Genomic DNA, 14,014 nt, shown 5'->3' on the forward strand with positions numbered 1-14,014 from the left:
TAAGAATCAGAAAACAGCACGCATAGAACCAAATTTGCGAAAAATTAACAAAGCCGGTGATACAGAACCGCTCTCAAGCGGTTGCGTTACTTACTTGGCTTCACTGCCACTACCAACGGAGACGGCCGGTTGTTGTCCGTATATTGGTGAGCTTAATGACACATATATGGATTTTGGGCTGGGTTTGCCAAAGGCGTTTTCTTGGCAATATACTTTCGGGTTACCGCTAAACGCCTTTATTCTTTTTACAGTTCTCCTCCCGTTAGCTTGTGGGTTAATCGGGTTGATGATCGGTTACAGCGCCAGCGAGGCATGGGCGTTTATTGTAGGGGTTAGAAATGAACTTTTCAGCCTTTCGTTAGGTGTTAGTCTGTTTGCTTTAGCCTTGAGCCTCCTCATCTGGTTCTACGTCCACAACAAATACGAAGAAATCATCCCCACTCGCTTCAACCGTCAACGCCGCGAAGTTTGCTTCATGCCCGAAGATTACGAGGCCCCTGTCTTCGTTCCTTGGGAATCCTTATCCGCCTGGGTCATCGAAGCCCAAGGCGCTAGGCCACACGGTGTTCAGCGCCAATACGGCATGGGTTTCGGGTTTTTCTACGACGACCGTGTGGTCAGTATGGAATTCGCCTGCCCCGCGTTGCCCATTGCCATCAGCAACTGGGAAGCGATCCGCGCTTACATGGAATACGAAGTCCATACCTTAAAAGAGATTACCGACCCGCTGGACTTGCAAGGCCCGGACGACCCGCCCCATGAAGGCATGCACACTTTCCGCAACGCCCGCGCCCGGTTGCATCAGCAAATCCGCGATAAACAGCGGGGTTGGGTGTATGGATTTTTCTGGTACCTGTATCACGTCATGACGTTCTGGACGCTGCCGTTTTGGCTGTGTGAATGGGAAGTCGGCCGCGTCAAACGCATGGCCCGTAAAGCGTTGCCCGACGCCATGCGCGAATGGTCAGAACCTTTACCCAAAACCCAATGGGCCAAGCCCAGCCCGGAACTTCTGCGCCTTAGCGCCAAAGTCAAAGCCCTGCACAAGCGCAACCCGCGTCGTTCGATTACCGGGATATTTGCTGAGGTCTACGGCACCGAAGATACCGAGAGGCAGCAGGCGTGACGATCAGTTCGACTGTTCCGACAAGTGCAGATTCGGGGCGCACGCGGGGTTGGGAAAAGCTCAAATTCCGGTGGGAGCGAACTTGTTCGCGAAGGTCTTTCAGGCGCGGAGGTGTATCACGTATACCGAGCCAGCTTCGCCGTGAACAAGTTCCCTTCCACCGAGGTCTTGGTATGGCATTGGAACTGGGGCGGTTCCCAGTCCCGGCGAGCAACGTGTTGGGGATGGGTGGCGCCTGATCCACCGCTCTCGTCCGTAAACCAGCGCCAACAGGGATCCGGGTAATGTCCTGCGTAGGCGCTACCGCAGCGCTTAATCAATCAGCCCCTGTCTCATCCATGAACTCATCCAGAAACCGCTTCAACCGCTCATGTCTCAATCCTGCAATTCGCCTCCCGGTCGGGGTCTGAAACCCATCGGCCAAGTGCAATAGCTTGGTATGAAAGTGATCAAGGGCGTAGCGTTTTTCATCCAGTTCCCGATATTGGGCGGCGGGGTCCAGGGCGTTGTACATGGCACTGCCCATGCGCCCGGCGGTGTAGAAACAGCGGGCGACGCCGAGCATGCCGATGGCGTCCAGGCGGTCGGCGTCCTGGACGATTTTCGCCTCCAGGGTGACTGGAGTGATGGCGGCTGAAAAACTGTGCGCCTCCACGGCATGGGCGACGTCATGGATTCTAGCTTGGGGCCAGCCCAGCGCCTTCAGCAAAGACGAGGCTTTTTCAGCGGCCAGTCGAGAGGCACTGGACCTTAATGGCGAGTTCTTCTCCACTGAAACGCAGTCGTGCAACAAAGTGGCGGCCAGCAGCACTTCAAGATCACCGCCTTCTTCTCGATGAATCGCGCGGACGTTCGCCCACACCCGATACAGGTGCGAAATATCGTGGGAACCGTCTGACTGGCTTTGGTCCGCTTCAGCCAGCAGGGTCTCGGCCAGCGGTTGGAAAGGAAAGAAGGGCGTAGCAGTCATTGATGACTCCAATCAAAACGAAAACAGCGATCCATACCGTCAGAGCCGCGCCCAGAAATCCTCAGCGAAATCGCTCAAAGCGGCGTTGGGTCGGAACAGGCGAATTTCCACGGGAATGTCCCAGTGCTCATCCAGGGCTCGCACCAGTTTGCCGCTGGCGATCTCCGCCTCGGCCAAGGTTCGTGGTAGCCAGGCAATGCCTTTACCCTGCAATGCCATGGACAACAAGACAGCGGCCAAATGCGAACTGAAAACGGTATTTAACGCTGGCGGAGACTGCTCGCTGTGTAAGCGTGCGCCCACGATCCGGCCCAAACCGGACTCTGCGGTGTAGGCCAGATGCTCAAACGGGTCATTATTCTCACCCAAAACAGCAGCGTCGTGGGCGCGCAACGGGATCAGCACATCGCCGCCCACCGCTTTGGAATGGAACTGGTCTGCTGCGAAACGCGGCGGAACATCGGGGTGTTGATGGCACAGTAAAAACTGAGCCTCGCCATGCAACAGCATCTGCTCGCAGACCATCATGCTGTCCGACAGCAGGCGAATAGCTTCTATGGGCGTGCCACGCTCGATGCTCCTGATCCAACCGGGAAAGAAGGTGAACGACAATGAATGGGTAGCGGCAAAGTGCAATGTGCGTACTTGCTTACCGGCCACCTCCCGGGCATCCAGGCGCATTTGATACAAGCGCCGGGTCATTTCCTGAGCGCTGGCCAACATATGTTTACCGGCCTCGGTCAAGGCTGCGCCTTGGGTCGTGCGTTCAAACAAGTCGACCCCAACCCAGTTTTCCAGCGCGCGTATCCGCCGGCTAAACGCCGGTTGCGTCACGTGTCGCAGCTCAGCGGCGCGGGAAAAATTCCCGCTGTCCGCAAGCGCGTTAAAATCTTCCAGCCACACCAATTCCATTGCAATGCCGTTCCTGCATGAAGTGCGGTGTTTTTAGCATTGGCCGCGCTGTAACGCCAGTTCTAGAGTGGCGACCTGCTTGAACTAATCACTAAGAGAGGACTCACCCCATGCGTATCGTGGACATTCGCGAGAAGACGGTTTCCATCGCATCCCCTATTGCCAACGCTTACATCGACTTTTCCAAGATGACCTGCTCGGTAGTTGCGGTTGTTACCGACGTGATACGTGATGGCAAGCCTGTTATCGGTTACGGCTTCAACTCCAACGGTCGTTACGGGCAGGGCGCGTTGATGCGTGACCGCTTTCTCGCGCGCGTGTTGGAAGCCGACCCTGAAAGCCTGATAGACAAAGAACGCGACAACCTCGACCCGTTCGCCATCTGGAAAGCCCTGATGACCAACGAGAAGCCAGGCGGCCACGGTGAGCGCTCGGTCGCCGTCGGCACCATCGACATGGCGGTGTGGGACGCAGTAGCCAAAATTGAAGGCAAACCGTTGTACCGCGTACTGGCCGACCGTTATCGCGGCGGCGTTGCCGATGAAAAAGTCTGGGTGTATGCGGCTGGCGGCTATTACTATCCTGGCAAAGACCAAACCAAGCTGCAGGCAGAAATGCGCAGCTACCTGGACCGCGGCTACGATGTAGTGAAAATGAAGATCGGTGCCGTGTCGCTGGACGAAGACCTGCGCCGTATCGAAGCCGTGCTGGAAGTGGTGGGTGATGGTAAGCGTCTGGCCGTCGATGCCAACGGCCGTTTCGACCTGAAAACCGCCGTGGCCTACGCCGAAGCGATCAAGCCGTACAATCTGTTCTGGTATGAAGAGGCGGGCGATCCGCTGGATTATGCATTGCAAGCCGAGCTCGCCAATCACTACGACCTGCCAATGGCCACCGGTGAAAACCTGTTCTCCCATCAAGATGCTCGAAACTTGCTGCGTCATGGCGGCATGCGTCCAGACCGCGATTTCCTGCAATTCGACTGCGCGCTGTCCTACGGGTTAGTGGAATATTTGCGCACCCTGGAAGTGATGGAAGAAATGGGCTGGTCGTCACGTCGTGTCGTACCCCACGGCGGTCATCAGATGTCGCTGAACATCGCTGCGGGTCTGCATTTGGGCGGTAACGAATCCTACCCTGACGTGTTCCAGCCATTCGGTGGTTTCGCCGATGGCATTCGCGTCGAAAACGGTTACGTAGGTTTGCCGGACATTCCAGGCGTGGGCTTTGAAGCCAAAGCTGCGTTGTACGAAGTAATGCGCGAGTTGGGCGAACGCGCCTGATAGCACAAAATTTTTGAGTTCGCGGCTCGATCCCTGCTTTCAGGGTCGAGCTGCACTGCTTTCCCGGAAGGCTAACTGCTTCCTCATAAAAATATAATAGTGAGGTACACCCCGTGGATACTGCTTCAACCCGCTGGTACAGCCAACTTTACATCCAAGTGCTGATAGGCATCGTCATTGGTGGCGCTATTGGTTTTTTCGTTCCTGACATAGGCGCCAAGCTGCAACCCCTGGCCGATGGCTTCATCAAACTGATCAAAATGCTTTTGGCACCGATTATTTTCGGCACCGTGGTGGTGGGCATCGCCAAAATGGGCAGCGTTAAAGAAGTCGGGCGCATTGGCACCAAGGCCCTGATCTACTTTGAAGTGATGTCGACACTGGCGCTGGTCATTGGCCTGGTAGTGGTGAACGTGCTCAAGCCAGGTGTCGGCATGAACGTCGACGTCAGCACCATTAACGGCAGCGCGATCGCCAACTATACCCATGCCGCTGCAGCGCAAGGCGGCATCGTTCAGTTTTTCCTCGATATTATTCCTTCGACGCTGTTTGACGCTTTTGCCAAGGGCGCCATGCTGCAGGTGATTCTGGTCTCGGTGTTGATGGGCATCGCATTGGTGCAACTTGGCGAAACCGGCAAGCCGCTGGTGTCGGTCATCGACATGCTGCTGCAATGCCTGTTCCGCATCGTTGCCATGGTGATGCGCCTGGCGCCGTTGGGCGCAGGCGCGGGCATGGCGTTCACCATCGGCAAATACGGAATCGGTACGCTGTTGTCGCTGGGGCAGTTGTTGGTCGCGTTGTACCTGACCACGTTGATTTTCATTGTGGTGATTCTCGGCACCGTAGCGCGGTGGTCGGGTTTGCCGCTGTTGCAGTTCTTGCGTTACTTCAAGGACGAAATTCTGGTGACGTTGGGCACGTGTTCAACCGAAGCGGTATTGCCACGCATGATGGTCAAGCTAGAAGCGCTGGGCTGTGAAAAGTCCATCGTGGGCCTGGTCTTGCCTACTGGCTACACCTTCAACTCTGACGGCACTTGTATTTACCTGACCATGGCCGCGATCTTCGTCGCTCAAGCCACTAACACCCCATTAAGCCTGATGGATCAAATGGTGGTGCTGGGCGTCTTGTTATTGACCTCAAAAGGCTCGGCTGGCGTAGCGGGGGCGGGTTTTGTCACCCTGGCGGCGACCTTGTCGGTGATCCACGCTATTCCCCTGGTGGGCCTGGTGCTATTGCTTGGGGTTGACCGTTTCCTCAATGAAGCGCGTGCGGTGACTAACCTGATCGGCAATGGCATCGGCACTATCGCGATTGCCAAATGGGACGGTTCGTTCGACCAGGCCAAGGCTAAGCGGGCGCTACAAGCGATGAATGACAATAGGCTTGAGTCCGTTATCACTGGTACGAAGGCGCCGCTGCAAGCCGATAAAGTCATCTGACAGAAATCGGTGCGGTATAAAAACCGCACCGGTCGTCGCCAAATTGGATCCTATTTGCAACGAGCTGACGAGAGCGCAGTCGAAAGTATTCAATCGACTATCAGAAGCAGTCAAATGGATATGGCTCACCGGACGTTTTCGAACGTTTACCGGGGGCAAGTGATCGATGTTTTGGTCCTGTGCCCGCCAGGCGTTCTCGACATTGCAGATTTCATCGTCCAGGTAACCGTGACGCGGCACCAAATGCCCGCGTCGCCAACCATCAAGGTCTGCGGCCGTGGTTACGAGTCGTTCGACGAAGCCCATCACGCCGGCATTCTGATCGGTCAGGGAATGATTGACAGCCTTTCACACTAACCGCAAGCCGCTGATTGCCAGCACGATTGCCCAACACAATCCTACAAACCTGAACCGCCGTTCCGATCACGGGTGATGTGGCCCTTTGGAGTGCTAAACTCCCGCCACTTTATACGCGAGGGAAAAATTGTGCGCCCATTGCTCATGGCGGTTGCGGTCTTGATGTTGGCAGGGTGTGGCGAGGGCGCGGCTGATAAGCCAGCCAAGGTGCAAGCGCCTGGTGTGGTGCAAGTTTCAGGGCCTCAGTGGGACGTTTTGGTTGAAGACCCCAAGGCTGTCAGCGACTTGACGGACAGGCTCATCGAACACGGCTTCCCGTCTTTTGTCGCGGTCCGAGACGGGAAAGAGCGGGTCTTGCTCGGTCCTTTCAGCTCCAAGGCGGCCGCCGAAGAAAAACGCGCGCAGCTCGCACTGAAAATGAGTTATCAGTCTTCTGTCGTCGATCATAAGTTGTAATCCTGTTGCCAACGTGTTGGCGAGTGACCTGACGCGGCTTATCAGGCGTGCCGCCTCGCCAATGGTCTGTCGGCTCAGTTGTAGCGCGACACATGCTCATGGGTGTGTTATCACCGTCGCTTTGTTAAGCAAGCGACTGCGGGAGTGATTTATGGACGAAGTACAACGGTTAGGCGAGTTGCTCAGCGCCAATCAACGCAACGAAGAACATAAACATCAGCAGTTCCATGCCGACCTGGCACGTTGGGAATCAAGCATTCTCAGCTTGTATGAGCAGATAGAAGGCTGGATGGCCCCATTGAAAAGCAGCGGGCAAATGCTGTTTGAATACGAGCCGCACCAGGCTCAGAGCAAAGGCTACCCGGACGAGAATTCGCCGTTTCACACTCAGCGCATGACGTTGTCATTTGCGGCACGCCAGGTGGTGTTCATACCGGACGCAATGGGTGCGAAGGGCTTGATTTCGGTCTCGGCGACGGGTCTTAGCGTGCACGCTCAAGAGCAGGTCTCGCTGACCTTGGCTACAGAGGGCGGTGAGTGGCAGATGACTCGGCGTATTGGCGTGAAAGAATCAGCCACTCACCCGTTCACTGCTGACTATTTTGCCCGCCAGCTGCAAACATTGGTGCCTCAGCACCCGGTCTGAGTCGCTCAAGCCAAGCGGTGTGGCCAGCACACCGCTATAAACGGACGACTTACGAGCGACGACCCAGCAGCAAGCCAATCACCAGGCCGAACCCGGCAGAGATTGCAACGGTCTGCCATGGATGACCGCCAATGTAGTTTTCCGTCGCGTCGACCGCTGGTTGGGTCCGTTCGCGAACTCTGGACACCGAGTCCAGCGCCAGGTTGAGCTTCTTGCTCAACTGATCACGCAGCGATGCTGCATCGTCACCGACCAGTGCTGCGCTTTCACTGAGCAGTTTGTCTGACTCTTCAATCAGCGCCTGCAGTTCGCTGAATGCCTGATCCTTAATCTGCTCTGCGGTATTTTGAGCGGCGGTTTTACGGGCCATGATGACTTCCTTCCAGTTGATTACGACAGTGAGCAATGGAGCGTCAGCGAGCGGAAAAGTTGCAGTGCTTTTTGCTTCTGTCCGCCGGGCCGGCAGACAATATCGCCTCGGAAAGTACCCACGGCAGTGTAAGATGCAGTCGTTTTCAGCACAGGTGATTTCCCATGAGCTTTAACTTGGCCAACCGGCCTACCGCTGAGCGCGCGGCGCTTGAAGATGAAAAATCCCGTCTGTTCGAACTGTGGCAGAGCAATTTGGGCAAAGCCAAGAGCGATGCTGCGCGGCTAATGGGCGAGCGCTCCAAACGCAAAGGCAAATGGTCTGAATGGGTGCGTTCGGAACTTGATCTCATGTCCCCGCCTGAATACGCGAATATGGTGCGCAGTGAAGTAAACCGCTTGGTCGCTGCCACCAAGTAAGGGCGTGCAGGCACGTCCTCGCACTATTACCAAGTGCCGTCGGCCCGTGGCAGGCTGAGGGTGCCGCTGTCACTGAAGCGCATTGTGCCAAACACGCCGCCGGCCAACTTGCCGTGTAACACGTAGGGCATGTTATCGATGCCTTCGCTTTGGCTCAGGCCCACGGCCTGGCGCAGTGCGGCGAACGCCGAAACGGTCACCGGCACCACCAGCACTGCTTCGGAGAATCGCCCGATGGTGCCGCTTTGGTCACTGACCCCGGAAGCCAACAACCTGCCGTTGACATCTAGCTCCAGGGCAACCCCGGAATAAGTGATTGGCGTTTCGTTGGGATTCTGCAGACGCAATTTAACCGCAAAGCGCACTTCCAGGCCCTGGCCTGGTAATGGTTCGACGCCAACCACGTTGATGTTCAGCGGGTCACGGTTGGGCAACAGTGCGCAGGCACTCAAGGCAATGATCAACAGCGAAGTCAGCAAGGCGCGGATCGGGCGTAGCGGCATCGGTGTCGCTCCAGTGAGCAGCGTGAAGGGTTTTTTTTAGCGTAGCGGATCTCTTGTGCGACCTTCGTGGCAGGCAGAGGTTCGGTCCTGCAGCGGGACTGGCTTTTTATACCTCGCGCCTTAAGATGGCCCACAGCATCCTGATCAATCGAAAAAAAGCGCATAGCAAGGCAACCTTTCTCATGGCGGAAAAAGACACGATCTCTATGCAGATGGTGCGCGAAGCGCTATTGCAATGCTGCGCACCAGGCGCGGCTATCGATGAGCTATTAAGCAAGGTCGGCATAGCGCCAAGTTTAATGGCTCAAGCTGAGGCACGGGTTCCGGCTACGGCCTACGCGCGTTTGTGGCGGCTATTGGCGCGAAGACGGGACGATGAGTTTTTCGGCATGGACCCACGCAAACTGCGTTCCGGGAGCCTGGCATTTCTGTGCCGCTCGTCCATGGCGCAATTGACCGTGGCCGCAGGGCTGGCGTCGGGATTGAGCTTTTTGTCGCTGATGCTTGAAAGTATGCAGGCGAGTCTGGTTCGGCAACAAACCTTGGCTGAAGTCGTCCTTGAAGAGGGCGATGAGCCTCCCCGTCGAGCGTTTACGTATTTCACCTACTGGATGATCGTTCACGGCGTGGCATGCTGGTTGGCGGGCCGGCGAATCCCGATTTTGGCCATTGAGTTGCGCTGCCCGGAGCCTGAGTTCAGCGAAGATTACCGGGTGATGTTCTCGGAAAACCTACGCTTCGATCGACCACGCACCCGAATAATCTTTGCCGCTGACTGCCTCGACCTGCCGATCAAGCGCAGCGCAGACGAGTTGAGCCGCTTCCTCAGCCGAGCGCCGGGCAATATTCTGGTGAAGTACCGCGATCCAGACAGCTTCGCCCGACAGATCAAAAGCGAGTTGCGTAAGTTGCCGGCGCAGGATTGGCCTGAGACCGATGCCTTGGCTCAGGCCTGGAATATGTCGGCTTCAACCCTGCGTCGTCGTTTGGCCGATGAAGGCCAAACGTATCAAGTCCTCAAGGACAGCGTGCGCAAGGAACTGGCGATCGCCTGGCTGGCCGATCCAGCCATCAGCTTCGCCGACATCGCCGCCCGGTTGGGGTTTGCCGATACCAGCTCGTTCTACAAAGCCTTCCGCAAATGGTTCGGGTCTAACCCGGGGCATTACCGCAGCTTGATATCCGACCCCCTGTAGGGGGCTCCACGTCTCCGACGCCGCGCTGTCGTGCAGTAAACAAAAATCTGTAGGAGCGATCTTGTTCGCGATTGGCTGCGCAGCAGTCGTAATTCATTAAGTAGCTTTCTTCCGGTTAAAACCGGGTATGGCATTTGGGATCGCTTCGCGCTCTATCGCGAACAAGTTCGCAGTTCAGAGGCGTTGGCCTGGCTAACCCATTGGCCAAACCAGTCATCCAACTTGAACGCTTTGACCATTGCCGGTACTTGGCAGGTAGCCGACTATTTCGTTATTCCAACTTATTACTCAAAAAAACGAAAGAGAACGCGTTCATGCAGATCGAAGGCAAGGTTTTTCTCGTCAGTGGTGGTGCTTCAGGCTTGGGCGCAGCTACCGCGCAAATGCTGGTAAGCGCAGGCGCAAAGGTCATGTTAGTGGATATTAACGAGCCAGCCGTCGCTGCCGAGGCGCAAAAGCTTGGCGCTCAAGCACGTTACGCGGTAGCAGATGTCAGCCAGGAGTCTGCCGCCCAAGCGGCTGTCGACGCTGCAGTTAAAGCCTTCGGTGCGCTGCACGGCCTGGTCAATTGCGCGGGTGTGGTCGGTGCTGAAAAGATCCTTGGTAAAAATGGTCCGCACGGGTTGGACAGCTTCAGCCGGGTGATCAACATCAACCTGATCGGTAGTTTCAACCTGCTTAGGCTCGCCGCTGCCGCCATCGCGGAGACCGAAGCGGGTGAGGGCGGCGAGCGTGGAGTGATCATCAATACCGCCTCGGTGGCTGCCTACGATGGTCAAATCGGCCAGGCGGCCTATGCCGCTTCAAAAGGTGCAATTGTCAGTATGACGTTGCCCGCTGCACGGGAACTGGCGCGGTTTGGCATACGGGTGATGACCATCGCCCCTGGTGTTTTCGAAACACCGATGATGGCCGGCATGACCGAGCAGGTGCGCGAGTCGTTGGCGGCCGGTGTGCCGTTCCCTCCGCGCTTGGGCAAGCCAAAGGAGTACGCGGCGCTGGTCAGGCATATTATTGAAAACAGCATGCTCAACGGCGAGGTCATCCGTCTCGACGGTGCCTTGCGCATGGCCGCCAAGTAGCGGGCCACGCAATTGCTTAAGCGAAGTAGAGGACCGTAACTATGGCTATTCAAGATCCAATTGTTATCGTCAGTGCCGTGCGTACGCCAATGGGCGGTTTTCAGGGTGAGCTGACCAGCCTGACCGCACCGCAACTGGGCGCCGCTGCGATTCGGGCCGCTGTGGAGCGTGCTGGCATCAGTGCGCAGGACGTCGATGAAGTGTTATTCGGTTGCGTACTGTCGGCGGGGCTCGGCCAAGCGCCTGCTCGGCAAGCGGCGCTGGGTGCAGGGCTAAAAACCTCGACGCTGTGCACTACGCTGAACAAGATGTGCGGCTCAGGCATGCAAGCGACAATGCTCGCCCATGACCTTTTACTTGCGGGCAGTGCGCGGGTGGCGGTGTCGGGGGGGATGGAAAGTATGTCCAACGCGCCTTACCTGCTGGACCGAGCCCGCGGTGGCTATCGGATGGGCCACGGTCGAGTGCTTGACCATATGTTTCTCGACGGTCTCGAAGACGCTTACGACAAGGGCCGCTTGATGGGCACGTACGCGGAAGAGTGTGCCGAGGCCAACGGATTCAGCCGCAAAGCACAAGATGCGTTTGCCGTGGAATCCCTGACGCGTGCGCAACAGGCCATCAGCAATGGCCGTTTTGCTGCAGAAATTGTTCCGGTACAGGTTACGGTCGGCAAAGAGCAGCGGCTGATCAGCAATGACGAGCAGCCGCCCAAAGCCCGTCTGGAGAAGATCCCGACCCTGAAACCAGCGTTCCGCGATGGGGGCACGGTGACGGCAGCCAATTCCAGCTCGATTTCTGATGGCGCGGCGGCCTTGCTGTTGATGCGTCAATCAGAAGCCGAGCGCCGTGGACTCAAGCCATTGGCGGTTATCCATGGCCACGCGGCCTTTGCAGACGAGCCTGGGCTGTTTCCGACGGCACCTATCGGCGCGATCAAGAAGCTGATGAGTAAAGTCCAGTGGTCGCTGGAAGACGTCGATCTGTTTGAAGTCAATGAAGCGTTCGCCGTGGTGGCGCTGGTCACCATGAGTTCGCTGGACATCCCTCACAGCAAACTGAATATTCATGGCGGCGCCTGCGCCCTCGGTCATCCGATTGGCGCTTCGGGCGCCCGGATTATAGTCACGCTGTTGTCGGCGTTGCGCCAAAGCGGTTTGAAACGCGGTGTTGCGGCGGTGTGCATTGGTGGCGGTGAAGCGACGGCGATTGCCGTCGAATGCCTGTACTAAAACATTAACCGAGGAAACGAGCATGCTCCCCACAGAAGAACAACAACAGATCAGCGAGGCGGCCCGGCAATTCTCCCAAGAGCGGCTCAGGCCGTTCGCGGCGCAATGGGATCGCGACCATGCCTTTCCGCGCGAAGCCATTGGCGAAATGGCCGAACTGGGCTTTTTTGGCATGCTCGTTCCCGAGCAATGGGGTGGCTGTGACACTGGTTACCTCGCTTACGCCATGGCGCTGGAAGAAATCGCCGCTGGCGATGGCGCCTGCTCGACCATCATGAGCGTGCACAATTCGGTGGGCTGCGTACCGATCCTCAGGTTCGGCACCGAACAACAAAAGCAACGGTTTCTCCAGCCGTTGGCCAGTGGCGAGATGATTGGCGCATTCGCGCTGACCGAGGCCCAGGCCGGTTCTGATGCCAGCAACCTGCGCACTCGGGCACGGCTGCAAGGCGATCACTACGTCCTGAACGGCGCTAAGCAGTTCATAACCTCCGGGCAGAACGCTGGCGTGGTCATTGTGTTCGCCGTGACTGATCCCACGGCTGGCAAGCGTGGCATTACCGCGTTTATCGTGCCAACCGACTCGCCAGGTTACACCGTTGCGAAAGTTGAGGAAAAGCTTGGCCAGCACGCCTCTGATACGTGCGAGATCCTTTTCCAAGACGTCAAGGTGCCCATTGATCAACGCTTGGGAGCCGAGGGCGAAGGCTACAAGATCGCCTTGGCCAACCTTGAGGGCGGCCGCGTCGGCATCGCCGCACAATCAATCGGCATGGCCCGAGCAGCGTTTGAGGTGGCCCGGGATTATGCCAAGGAACGGACCAGCTTCGGCAAGTCGTTGATGGAACACCAGGCAGTGGCGTTTCGCCTGGCGGACATGGCCACTTCCATCGCCGTGGCGCGACAGATGGTGCACTACGCAGCCGCACTGCGTGACAGCGGTAAACCAGCGCTGGTTGAAGCTTCCATGGCCAAGCTGTTCGCCTCGGAGATGGCCGAAAAAGTCTGCTCCAGTGCCCTACAGACCTTGGGCGGCTACGGTTATTTGAATGACTTTCCCTTGGCGCGAATTTATCGCGACGTGCGGGTCTGCCAGATTTACGAGGGCACCAGTGATATTCAGCGAATCGTGATATCCAGGAGTTTTTAACCGAAAATCAAACGGTTAGGACCGGTACTTAATGTGTATTGCGAAATATGGGCTAATCGCCGTCAGTTTACATTTTGGATAAAAAACAATGAGCTACGAGATGATTTTAATGGAGGTTCGAGGGCGTGTCGGTTTGATCACGCTGAACCGTCCTCAGGCGTTAAACGCCCTGAACGCGCAGCTGGTCAGTGAATTGAACCAGGCGCTGGACCTGCTGGAAGCCAATCGTGATATCGGCTGCATTGTGCTGACGGGCTCGAAAAAAGCCTTTGCGGCAGGTGCGGATATTAAGGAAATGTCCGAGCTGACGTATCCGCAAATCTACTTGGATGATCTGTTCTCCGACAGTGATCGGGTCGCCAACCGGCGTAAACCGATGATCGCAGCGGTCTCCGGTTTTGCGTTGGGCGGCGGTTGTGAGTTAGCCCTGATGTGCGACTTCATCCTGGCCGGTGACAACGCAAAATTCGGTCAGCCTGAAATCAAGCTGGGCGTATTACCAGGCATGGGTGGCACTCAGCGGCTGACCCGTGCGGTAGGCAAAGCCAAGGCCATGGAAATGTGCCTCAGCGGGCGCTTGATCGACGCGGCTGAGGCCGAGCGCTCAGGGTTAGTATCGCGGGTCATACCCGTCGACGAGCTGCTCGACGAAGCGCTGAAGGTAGCCGCTGAAATCGCTGCAAAGTCCCTGCCGGTGGCAATGCTGATCAAGGAAAGCGTCAACCGCGCCTTTGAAGTCAGCCTGGCCGAAGGGGTTCGTTTCGAGCGAAGGGTATTCCACGCCGCCTTTGCTACCCACGACCAGAAAGAAGGCATGGCAGCTTTTATCGAGAAGCGTGAGCCGCAGTTCAAAGGGCAATAATTCAA

The 14,014-nt window shown here is 56.9% G+C and carries 16 protein-coding genes; 12 read left to right on the forward strand and 4 right to left on the reverse strand.

Annotated elements, in window-relative coordinates; all coding sequences use genetic code 11:
• The first annotated feature begins 34 nt into the window (after positions 1–34).
• Positions 35–1,126 (forward strand): hypothetical protein, encoded by a 1,092-nt coding sequence (locus JWR17_RS06140; RefSeq protein ID WP_366944132.1) that lies wholly within the window; start codon positions 35–37, stop codon positions 1,124–1,126.
• A gap of 316 nt (positions 1,127–1,442) precedes the next feature.
• Here the strand turns inward: JWR17_RS06140 and JWR17_RS06145 are convergent, their stop codons facing one another.
• Positions 1,443–2,096: an HD domain-containing protein gene (locus tag JWR17_RS06145; RefSeq protein WP_299829328.1), complete on the reverse strand. Its 654-nt coding sequence runs from the start codon at positions 2,094–2,096 to the stop codon at positions 1,443–1,445.
• Between the two features lie 39 nt (positions 2,097–2,135).
• Entirely contained in the window at positions 2,136–3,008 is an 873-nt protein-coding gene (locus JWR17_RS06150; RefSeq protein ID WP_299829330.1) for a LysR family transcriptional regulator, read from the reverse strand.
• Between the two features lie 110 nt (positions 3,009–3,118).
• On the opposite strand from JWR17_RS06150, the gene JWR17_RS06155 reads away from it, so the two are divergent.
• From JWR17_RS06155 to JWR17_RS06175, 5 genes are all read left to right on the forward strand, one after another.
• Complete coding sequence (locus tag JWR17_RS06155) at positions 3,119–4,291, forward strand: mandelate racemase/muconate lactonizing enzyme family protein (RefSeq protein ID WP_299829332.1); 1,173 nt, start codon at positions 3,119–3,121, stop codon at positions 4,289–4,291.
• A 113-nt stretch (positions 4,292–4,404) separates the two neighbouring features.
• Complete coding sequence (dctA, locus tag JWR17_RS06160; RefSeq protein ID WP_299829334.1) at positions 4,405–5,736, forward strand: C4-dicarboxylate transporter DctA; 1,332 nt, start codon at positions 4,405–4,407, stop codon at positions 5,734–5,736.
• Between the two features lie 114 nt (positions 5,737–5,850).
• Positions 5,851–6,093 carry a hypothetical protein gene (locus tag JWR17_RS06165; protein ID WP_299829336.1) on the forward strand — a complete coding sequence of 81 codons (243 nt, stop codon included), beginning with the start codon at positions 5,851–5,853 and terminating at the stop codon, positions 6,091–6,093.
• Between the two features lie 129 nt (positions 6,094–6,222).
• Complete coding sequence (locus JWR17_RS06170) at positions 6,223–6,549, forward strand: SPOR domain-containing protein (RefSeq protein WP_299829338.1); 327 nt, start codon at positions 6,223–6,225, stop codon at positions 6,547–6,549.
• Positions 6,550–6,700: 151 nt separating this feature from the next.
• Positions 6,701–7,195 (forward strand): hypothetical protein, encoded by a 495-nt coding sequence (locus JWR17_RS06175; protein ID WP_299829340.1) that lies wholly within the window; start codon positions 6,701–6,703, stop codon positions 7,193–7,195.
• A 49-nt stretch (positions 7,196–7,244) separates the two neighbouring features.
• On the opposite strand, the gene JWR17_RS06180 is transcribed toward JWR17_RS06175, so the two are convergent.
• Positions 7,245–7,565 carry a DUF883 family protein gene (locus JWR17_RS06180; protein WP_299829342.1) on the reverse strand — a complete coding sequence of 107 codons (321 nt, stop codon included), beginning with the start codon at positions 7,563–7,565 and terminating at the stop codon, positions 7,245–7,247.
• Between the two features lie 164 nt (positions 7,566–7,729).
• Here JWR17_RS06180 and JWR17_RS06185 point away from each other — a divergent pair, with 164 nt between their 5' ends.
• Positions 7,730–7,984: a hypothetical protein gene (locus JWR17_RS06185; RefSeq protein WP_299829344.1), complete on the forward strand. Its 255-nt coding sequence runs from the start codon at positions 7,730–7,732 to the stop codon at positions 7,982–7,984.
• 26 nt (positions 7,985–8,010) lie between these two features.
• Here the strand turns inward: JWR17_RS06185 and JWR17_RS06190 are convergent, their stop codons facing one another.
• Positions 8,011–8,487: an LEA type 2 family protein gene (locus JWR17_RS06190; protein WP_299829346.1), complete on the reverse strand. Its 477-nt coding sequence runs from the start codon at positions 8,485–8,487 to the stop codon at positions 8,011–8,013.
• 182 nt (positions 8,488–8,669) lie between these two features.
• Between JWR17_RS06190 and JWR17_RS06195 the strand changes: the two genes are divergently transcribed.
• From JWR17_RS06195 to JWR17_RS06215, 5 genes are all read left to right on the forward strand, one after another.
• Positions 8,670–9,683, forward strand: a complete 1,014-nt coding sequence (locus JWR17_RS06195) for an AraC family transcriptional regulator (protein ID WP_299829392.1) — start codon at positions 8,670–8,672, stop codon at positions 9,681–9,683.
• A 314-nt stretch (positions 9,684–9,997) separates the two neighbouring features.
• The gene (locus tag JWR17_RS06200) at positions 9,998–10,765 is read left to right on the forward strand and encodes an SDR family NAD(P)-dependent oxidoreductase (RefSeq protein ID WP_299829348.1); all 768 of its coding nucleotides are present in this window, start codon (positions 9,998–10,000) and stop codon (positions 10,763–10,765) included.
• Positions 10,766–10,806: 41 nt separating this feature from the next.
• Positions 10,807–11,997, forward strand: a complete 1,191-nt coding sequence (locus JWR17_RS06205) for an acetyl-CoA C-acyltransferase (protein ID WP_299829350.1) — start codon at positions 10,807–10,809, stop codon at positions 11,995–11,997.
• Between the two features lie 22 nt (positions 11,998–12,019).
• Positions 12,020–13,147 carry an acyl-CoA dehydrogenase gene (locus JWR17_RS06210; protein ID WP_299829352.1) on the forward strand — a complete coding sequence of 376 codons (1,128 nt, stop codon included), beginning with the start codon at positions 12,020–12,022 and terminating at the stop codon, positions 13,145–13,147.
• A gap of 88 nt (positions 13,148–13,235) precedes the next feature.
• Positions 13,236–14,009, forward strand: coding sequence for an enoyl-CoA hydratase (locus JWR17_RS06215; protein ID WP_299829354.1), 774 nt, complete (start codon positions 13,236–13,238; stop codon positions 14,007–14,009).
• Positions 14,010–14,014: the final 5 nt, after the last annotated feature.

Source organism: Pseudomonas sp., assembly GCF_028293835.1.
GTDB lineage: Bacteria > Pseudomonadota > Gammaproteobacteria > Pseudomonadales > Pseudomonadaceae > Aquipseudomonas.

Coding starts and splice junctions, on each gene's coding strand:
- JWR17_RS06145 (WP_299829328.1), bottom strand. CDS start 2,096: ATGACTGCTACGCCCTTCTTTCCTTTCCAACCGCTGGCCGAGACCCTG.
- JWR17_RS06150 (WP_299829330.1), bottom strand. CDS start 3,008: ATGGAATTGGTGTGGCTGGAAGATTTTAACGCGCTTGCGGACAGCGGG.
- JWR17_RS06155 (WP_299829332.1), top strand. CDS start 3,119: ATGCGTATCGTGGACATTCGCGAGAAGACGGTTTCCATCGCATCCCCT.
- JWR17_RS06165 (WP_299829336.1), top strand. CDS start 5,851: ATGGATATGGCTCACCGGACGTTTTCGAACGTTTACCGGGGGCAAGTG.
- JWR17_RS06175 (WP_299829340.1), top strand. CDS start 6,701: ATGGACGAAGTACAACGGTTAGGCGAGTTGCTCAGCGCCAATCAACGC.
- JWR17_RS06180 (WP_299829342.1), bottom strand. CDS start 7,565: ATGGCCCGTAAAACCGCCGCTCAAAATACCGCAGAGCAGATTAAGGAT.
- JWR17_RS06185 (WP_299829344.1), top strand. CDS start 7,730: ATGAGCTTTAACTTGGCCAACCGGCCTACCGCTGAGCGCGCGGCGCTT.
- JWR17_RS06190 (WP_299829346.1), bottom strand. CDS start 8,487: ATGCCGCTACGCCCGATCCGCGCCTTGCTGACTTCGCTGTTGATCATT.
- JWR17_RS06195 (WP_299829392.1), top strand. CDS start 8,670: ATGGCGGAAAAAGACACGATCTCTATGCAGATGGTGCGCGAAGCGCTA.
- JWR17_RS06200 (WP_299829348.1), top strand. CDS start 9,998: ATGCAGATCGAAGGCAAGGTTTTTCTCGTCAGTGGTGGTGCTTCAGGC.
- JWR17_RS06205 (WP_299829350.1), top strand. CDS start 10,807: ATGGCTATTCAAGATCCAATTGTTATCGTCAGTGCCGTGCGTACGCCA.
- JWR17_RS06210 (WP_299829352.1), top strand. CDS start 12,020: ATGCTCCCCACAGAAGAACAACAACAGATCAGCGAGGCGGCCCGGCAA.
- JWR17_RS06215 (WP_299829354.1), top strand. CDS start 13,236: ATGAGCTACGAGATGATTTTAATGGAGGTTCGAGGGCGTGTCGGTTTG.